Genomic DNA, 1787 nt, shown 5'->3' with positions numbered 1-1787 from the left:
GCGTGATCCAGGCCGGTTGTCCCAGGTCCTCGGGTGCAAACAGGCGCTTGACCGAATCCCAGCCAAGCCCGATGGCAACGAGGAATAGCAAGAGCCCGAGGGCGAGCGTGGCCATGGTTTCGTAGCGCGCATGGCCGTAGGGATGATCGTCGTCCGGTCCGCGGCTGGCGTGGTGACCGGCAACCCAGACGAGCACGTCGGTCGCAAGATCAGACAGCGAATGCATGCCGTCTGCCACCAGGGCGTGCGAATTGCCCACCCAGCCCACGCTCACCTTGAGGGCCGAAAGCAAGAGATTGGAGAGGCCGCCGACCACTGCGGTTCGGGCGATCGCTCGACGACGAACAACGGGGTCGACGAAACCGGTCACCGCCGTTGTGTCCTGTGACTGCATAGAGAACCTCGCTTGGGCAGCAGCGCCTGTCTGGGGCTGAAGCAACCCGCAGCGGACAGTTCGAGAGGTTGGGGGATGTGGTCCAAACCTGCGGATTGCCGCTAGAATGCCCCTTTTTTAGCTTAACGGACCGTCCGTTTGAACGCCGATCTTCCAAAGACCTTCCAGGAACTGATCTTCCGCCTCCAGTCCTATTGGGCCGAGCGCGGTTGCGTCATCCTGCAGCCCTATGACATGGAAATGGGCGCCGGGACCTTCCATCCCGCGACCTTCCGGCGGGCGATTGGGCCCGAGCCCTGGAACAGTGCCTATGTGCAACCGTCCCGGCGACCCACGGACGGACGGTACGGTGAAAACCCAAACCGACTCCAGCACTATTATCAGTTCCAGGTGATTCTCAAGCCGTCGCCGGCCGACATCCAGGATCTGTACCTTGACTCGCTGCGCATGCTCGGTATCGATCCCCTGGTGCATGACATCCGCTTCGTAGAGGACAACTGGGAGTCGCCCACCCTCGGTGCCTGGGGCCTCGGCTGGGAGGTCTGGCTGAACGGGATGGAAGTGACGCAGTTCACCTACTTCCAGCAGGTCGGTGGTCTGGAGTGTCGCCCTGTCAGCGGCGAAATCACCTACGGCCTGGAGCGCATCGCCATGTATCTGCAGGGGGTCGAGAGGGTCTTCGAGCTCAAGTGGGCCGATACGCCGCGGGGTCCGGTGAGTTACGGCGAGGTCTTCCTTCAGAACGAGGGAGAGCAATCCGCTTCCAACTTCGAATTCGCGGATGTACCCGCCCTGTTCTCCGCCTTCGACGGTGCCGAGGCCCTCAGCGGGCAGTTGATTGAAAAAGGGCTACCACTGCCGGCGTACGAGCAGGTACTGCGCGCTTCTCATGTGTTCAATCTGCTGGACGCTCGCGGCGCCCTCTCAGTGACCGAGCGTCAGCGCTTCATTCTCAGGGTCCGCACTCTGGCCCGCGCAGTCGCCGAGACCTATTACGCCAGTCGGGAGGCGCTGGGCTTCCCCATGGCACGCAACCAAGGAGACGAGCACGGTGGCTGATCGGCGGGATCTATTGGTTGAGATCGGCACCGAGGAGCTTCCGCCCACGGCGCTGCCCAAGTTGTCCGCGGCCTTTGCGGAGCGATTCGCGGCGCAATTGGATGCTGCCGGGTTAACACACGGAGGCGTCGAGCGCTATGCGGCACCGCGACGGCTGGCTCTGATCGTCCGCGGGCTCGTGGTGGGGCAGGTCGACCGGGAATCCGTACGGCGCGGCCCGGCCGTGCGTGCAGCCTTCGACGACGACGGCAAGCCGACCAAGGCGGCGCTCGGTTTTGCCCGTTCCTGCGGCGTCGAGGTCTCGGAGCTCGGGCGCGAGGAGACAGACAAGGGC

Annotated in this window: 3 protein-coding genes; 2 read left to right on the top strand and 1 reads right to left on the bottom strand. The window is 63.8% G+C overall.

Annotated features, from left to right (window positions below; all coding sequences use genetic code 11):
- Nucleotides 1–394 (bottom strand): cation diffusion facilitator family transporter (locus I6U14_RS00460; RefSeq protein ID WP_296895976.1); only part of this gene is annotated, 394 nt, incomplete at its 3' end.
- 138 nt (nucleotides 395–532) lie between these two features.
- Here I6U14_RS00460 and glyQ point away from each other — a divergent pair.
- Nucleotides 533–1453, top strand: a complete 921-nt coding sequence (gene glyQ / locus I6U14_RS00455) for a glycine--tRNA ligase subunit alpha (protein WP_296895974.1) — start codon at nucleotides 533–535, stop codon at nucleotides 1451–1453.
- Nucleotides 1446–1787 (top strand): glycine--tRNA ligase subunit beta (locus I6U14_RS00450; RefSeq protein ID WP_296895972.1); only part of this gene is annotated, 342 nt, incomplete at its 3' end. The genes glyQ and I6U14_RS00450, both read left to right, overlap by 8 nt.

It is taken from the genome of Thiohalocapsa sp., from assembly GCF_019695415.1.
Lineage (GTDB): Bacteria > Pseudomonadota > Gammaproteobacteria > Chromatiales > Chromatiaceae > Thiohalocapsa.
This window is presented reverse-complemented; position numbering and strand designations above follow the sequence as displayed.